Source organism: Pseudonocardia pini (assembly GCF_013870575.1).
GTDB classification, from domain to species: Bacteria; Actinomycetota; Actinomycetes; order Mycobacteriales; family Pseudonocardiaceae; genus Pseudonocardia; species Pseudonocardia pini.
On the sequence record NZ_JACBXB010000832.1, the window covers coordinates 1 to 2,304 of the forward strand.

A 2,304-nucleotide genomic window follows, 5' to 3' on the forward strand; every position below is an offset into this window, starting at 1 on the left:
GTCGGCGTCGGCACCCGCGGGGACCCGGGGCAGGACGGCGACGGCGAGCGACTGGCCGCCGAACAGGTTCCGGCCCGAGTCGAACCACTTGCCGTTCTCGTCCGTGAGGGAGAAGGTGATCGGCGCCGGGCCCCTCTGGACGGCACCCCCGGTGAAGACGACGGTCACGAGCGACGCCGCGACGGCGGCCGCGGCCAGCAGTCCCACGGCGGCGAGGCGACCGTGTCGCCTGCCCCTCGGGGGGTCGGGGGGAGCGGATTCGGACATCAGTTTCCTCTGGCGAACGCGAATGGTTCAGCAGCTTCCGCCGACCTGGTCGCGGCGAAGCTGGATCAGCTAAACGCAAGCGGGTTAACGGATTCTGTTTGTCCGTGTCGGCAAGGTTAAACAGCGCCCATTCCAGCAGGCCGCGGCAGGTGAGAACGAGGGCAGTCAGCCTGTCAGGTGAACCTGCCACGAAAAAGGTGGCACCGGGCCGTCGGACTGCGCACTCAATTACTTTCGCTGGGCCGCCGTGCAGGGTGCCAACCAGCGGTGTCAGCCGGCAATCCGAACGGAACCTCCTGGTAACGCAGCGAAACTTTCGCAGCGTGTGCATGTTTCGTAGCTGCAGGCACGATCGAGTGAGGGCCGCTCTCACCGTGTGAACAGAGTCTTTATGAGCCCTCTTTTACGTCCGGTTTACGACCACGGAACCGTTCCGACACGGAACCCGGCTTGATTTGCGGAGCACCACCGGCAGACCCAGCAACGAGGAGGTGCTCCATTCATGGCGGTCCGCTTTTCGCCGCGCCAGGCCGCGCAAACTTCGTACAACGATAGCGCGAGAAAACAGATACCCTTCGAACAGAGGGCCGTTGCAGCCATGCAGGACGAGGAGCTCGGACGTTCGTCGGACGCCCGCGGGCTGCCGCCGGAGGACCTGGAGAAGCTGCGCAGGCGCGCCGTGGGTGCGGTCGAGGCCGGCGTGCCGCAGATCCAGGTCGCGCTCCAGCTGGGGGTGTCCCGCCGGGCCGTGGGCCAATGGGTGCGCGCCTTCCGGGAGAGCGGCGAGGCGTCGTTCCGGCCGGGACGACGCGGCCGGCGGCCGGGGGAACGGCTCAGCCTCGCCCCCTGGCAGCAGGAGCGCGTCCTGACGACCCTGGCCGCCGGGCCGCCCGACGCCCAGGGTCTGCCGTGGCTGCTCTGGACCCGCCGCTCGGTCGCCGAGCTGATCCGCCGCGACCTCGCGGTCACGCTCAGCACCGTGACCGTGGCGCGGTACCTGGCCCGCTGGGGGATCCTCGGGCCCCGCCCGGAGCCGCCGCCCGCAGGCCTCGACCGCGAGGTCGAGGCCCGAGCGGCGGTGCGCGCCGCCCTGACCTGGGTCGGGGTGTCGCTGCCCGGACAGGTCGCCGGGCACGGCCTGATCGCCGTGACCGACCAGGAGATCCTGCACTTCCTGCTCTCGCCCACCCCGTTCGACCGAGCGGGCCTCGACGACCTCGAGCGCAGGCTGCGCATGCAGATCGGACGCGACGTCGAGGTCGCGCTCGCCGCCTGTCCCCGCAGGCAGGCCGATCTCGTCGCCGGCTGGCTCGACCGGCGTCGGTGACCGCCGCCGACCGTCCCTGCCCACGGACCGCCCGCACCACCTCAGGAGAACTGTCTTGCCCACCGTCACGTACGTCCTCCCGGACGGTTCCAACCAGACGATCACCACCACGCCCTCGACGAGCGTGATGCAGGCGGCCCTCGCCCACCGGGTCCCCGGCATCATCGGCGAGTGCGGTGGCGCCGCGACCTGCGGGACCTGCCACGTCTACCTCGACGAGAGCACCGAGTCGTTCCTGCCCCCCGGCGAGGACGAGGAGGCGATGCTCGAGTGGACCGCCTCGCCCCGCAAGGACAACAGCAGGCTGGCCTGTCAGCTGAAGCCCGCCGGCGACGCCCAGCTGGTCGTGCGCGTGCCGGAGGAGCAGCAGTGAGAGACGGTGTGGTGATCGTCGGCGCCGGTCACGCCGGGGTCCAGGCCGCGGACTCGCTGCGCGACCGCGGCTACGAGGGCCCGGTGACCCTGGTCTCCGGCGAGGCCGAGCTGCCCTACGCGCGGCCGCCGGTGTCGAAGGAGCTCCTCGAGGCCGACGCCGTGCCGGAGCCCCTGCGGCCCTCCGCGTTCTACAAGGACCGCGACATCTCCGTGGTGCCCGTCCCGGCCCGGCACATCGACCGGGAGTCCAGGACCGTCCACATCGGTGGCGGGATCATCGCCCGCTACGACCACCTCGTCCTCGCGACCGGCGCCCGGCCGCGCAGGCTGGACCT

The 2,304-nt window shown here is 71.0% G+C and carries 4 protein-coding genes; 3 read left to right on the top strand and 1 reads right to left on the bottom strand.

Annotated elements, in window-relative coordinates; all coding sequences use genetic code 11:
* On the bottom strand, nucleotides 1–207 hold a 207-nt coding region (locus H5J29_RS29615; protein WP_181784268.1), incomplete at its 3' end, for a hypothetical protein.
* Between the two features lie 658 nt (nucleotides 208–865).
* On the opposite strand from H5J29_RS29615, the gene H5J29_RS29620 reads away from it, so the two are divergent.
* The 3 genes from H5J29_RS29620 to H5J29_RS29630 all read left to right on the top strand — a co-directional run.
* The gene (locus tag H5J29_RS29620) at nucleotides 866–1,594 is read left to right on the top strand and encodes a helix-turn-helix domain-containing protein (RefSeq protein WP_181784265.1); all 729 of its coding nucleotides are present in this window, start codon (nucleotides 866–868) and stop codon (nucleotides 1,592–1,594) included.
* A 55-nt stretch (nucleotides 1,595–1,649) separates the two neighbouring features.
* Nucleotides 1,650–1,967, top strand: a complete 318-nt coding sequence (locus H5J29_RS29625) for a 2Fe-2S iron-sulfur cluster-binding protein (RefSeq protein ID WP_181784266.1) — start codon at nucleotides 1,650–1,652, stop codon at nucleotides 1,965–1,967.
* Nucleotides 1,964–2,304, top strand: a 341-nt coding sequence (locus tag H5J29_RS29630; protein ID WP_181784267.1) for an FAD-dependent oxidoreductase, incomplete at its 3' end; no start/stop codon positions are given. The genes H5J29_RS29625 and H5J29_RS29630, both read left to right, overlap by 4 nt.